Source organism: Arthrobacter sp. lap29 (genome assembly GCF_032458965.1).
Taxonomy (GTDB): domain Bacteria; phylum Actinomycetota; class Actinomycetes; order Actinomycetales; family Micrococcaceae; genus Specibacter; species Specibacter psychrochitiniphilus.
Map to the genome: position 1 here is coordinate 1 of NZ_JAUCEK010000028.1, position 2289 is coordinate 2289.

Annotated in this window: 1 protein-coding gene; it reads left to right on the top strand. The window is 62.2% G+C overall.

The genetic code is table 11. The features are described 5' to 3' along the window. Positions 1-42 precede the first annotated feature (42 nt). Positions 43-2289 (top strand): putative transposase (locus RY113_RS18320; protein ID WP_315915816.1); only part of this gene is annotated, 2247 nt, incomplete at its 3' end.

The following is a 2289-nucleotide window of genomic DNA, read 5'->3' on the forward strand; positions in this document are numbered from 1 at the left end:
TCAAGAAACCGGGTCTCTTGGAAGGGTGGAATGATGAGTGTTATGACTGCTCAACCTCCTCTTCCTGTGGCGATGGCTTTGGATGCTGTGCCGCTGGGCCTGGCCGGATCAATGGTCAAAGACGGTACTGGCGGGGCTGTTTACCTCCACGGCCAGGTGGCCTTTTCTTGGGATGCAGGCGATGAAGCCGGACGCCGCTGGGCAGCGGTGAAGCTGGCAGCGATGAAGGTCGCCGGGGTTGGTGAGATCGCCGCCGTCTTTGACGTCACCCCGTCAACGGTCTGGTTATGGAAGCAACTGCTGGCCGAGGGCGGCATTGTCGCGTTGGTACCGGAAAAGAAGGGCCCAAAGAAAGCTTCCCGACTGACCGACACTGTCATCACCAGGATCGTTGAACTACGCAGAAGTGGCCTGTCCCAGCAGGCCGTCGGCAACGCGGTCGGCGTCTCTGAGTTCAGCGTCCGCCGGGCCCTGAAAATCGCTGCTGAACAAGCCACTACCGTCGCTGCAGAAACAACAGCGACCGAGGGCGTCCCCGAAGTATTGGAACCGGCACCGGCGCAACAGTTTGAGCTGCCGCTCTTGCCAGCGCCGGCGCCCCGGACTGCCGAGCGTGCTGCCGCCGGTCTGCTTGAAGGCGCGGCCCCGGTGTTTTCCCTGTCCGCCCATGGTCGTCATGCCGGATTGTTCCTGGCCTTCCCTGCCCTGGAAACTACCGGGCTGCTGGCCTGCGCTCGGCAAGTGTATGGGGCCTTGCCGAATGGTTTCTACGGCCTGGAAACGATCCTGATTGATAGTGTGCTGCGGGCACTGGCTGGGGAGGCTCGGGCCGAGGGTGCCACCCGCTTCGACCCGGTGGAGCTGGGTCGGGTGCTGGGGTTGGACCGGGCCCCGGAAGTAAAAACCATCCGCCGCCGGATCAGCCAACTAGCCGAAACCGGCAAAGCCGGGGAACTGATCACTGCCCTGGCTAAACACCATCTGGCCGGCACCGGTCCTGACGGTGGGAACCTAGCTGCGATCCTTTACGTTGACGGGCATGTGCGCGCCTACCAGGGCACGAAAAAGGTTGGGAAAATCTACTCAACGAGGCTCAAGTTCCCGGTCCCGGCGACCGAGGAAACCTGGGTAACCGACGCCCACGGCGCCCCAGTGTTCGTTGTCATGGCTGCCCCGGGGGCGTCCCTAGCCGCGGAACTGCGCGACCTCCTGCCCGAACTGCGCACAGCGATCGGGGACGAACGGCGAGTGCTGGTCGGTTTCGATAGGGGCGGCTGGTCCCCGGCCCTGTTCAAACACATGGATGCGGCCGGTTTTGACGTGCTGACCTGGCGCAAAGGCACCACCAAAGACATCGAAGAGAAGCTGTTCACCGTGGTCTCCCACACCGACGCACACGGACAGACACGGAAATGGTCGGTCGCTGACACACTCGTTGACCTGCCCCTAGCAACGACCAAGAAGACGGGAGAAGTCTTCAACATCCGCCAGATCAGCCGCATCGTGGGTACCACCGGTGGCGGGACGAGGCAAATCCACATCCTCACCACCGATCGTGACCTTTCGGCCGGGGAGGTCGTGTATCGGATGGGCAATAGGTGGCGGCAGGAGAACCAGTTCCGCTACGCCCGGATGCATTTCGAGCTCGACTCCCACGACTCCTACAGCTCCAGTGATGACAACGAAGACCGGATGGTGCCGAATCCGGCGAAGGCCAAGGCGTACCAAAAAGTTGTTGCCGCCCGGAATGCTCATGCCGAGGCGGCCGCGATCGCTGAGACGAACTTGATGGCCCTGAAATCCCCGGCAGAGGGCTCCAAAGAACTTCTCGTCACGGTCACCAGCGCCATGCACAACCAAGCCATGGCCCCCCTCTGGGAAGCAGAGAACACGCTCATTGCTGCGGAGAAAGCCCACAAGAAGATCCCGGCGAAGCTCCGCCTCGGGGAGTTGAACCCGGGCCAGCAAGTACTGGATACCGAGACGAAAATGATCCACACCGGGATCCGGATGGCCGCCTACAACACCGCGATGACGATCGCGAGGGAGATCCGCACCAACACCGGATACCGGCGCGCCAACCAAGAAGCCCACGCCCTCATGCGCCAAATGTTCAACCAAACCGGCGACATCGATACGACCGAGCCCGGCCACCTCACCATCACCCTGGACCCGCTACCGACCACAGCCAAAACCGTTGCCGCCGCCGAACTCTGCGCCCACCTCACCAGCACCAAAACCCGCTACCCCGGCACCAGCCTGATCCTCAAATACGCAATCAAAACCAAG